Below are 274 nucleotides of genomic sequence, written 5' to 3'. Positions count from 1 at the left end.
GAGCTTGTAGAAGAAAATGGAGTAATATTCGCAAAAGATATATTCAGATTTAATAGAAAGGCAACACTTCCGGACGGAACAATCCTTGGAGAATTTGAAGGCACAGGTTATGTCCCAAATATATATCAGCGTTTTATCTCATATGGGATTGAATTTTCGAAACATATCTTAGAAGCTGGTGCCCTCAAATGAGCTTGGCGTGGGGACTTTTAACTGGAAGCATATTTAGTTTTTTGGCAGGAGTATTTTTCATCCTATCAAGCCGGAAAACGCG

At 38.7% G+C, this 274-nt stretch carries 1 pseudogene; it reads left to right on the top strand.

Annotated features, from left to right (window positions below):
• Positions 1-192, top strand: a pseudogene (locus V7149_RS22770) (hypothetical protein); the annotation flags it as partial.
• Between the last annotated feature and the right edge of the window lie 82 nt (positions 193-274).

This window comes from Bacillus sp. JJ1503, assembly GCF_036965125.1.
Taxonomy (GTDB): Bacteria; Bacillota; Bacilli; order Bacillales; family Cytobacillaceae; genus Cytobacillus.
Note: the sequence above shows the minus strand (reverse complement) of the source record. Positions and strands in the feature narration are given on the sequence as shown.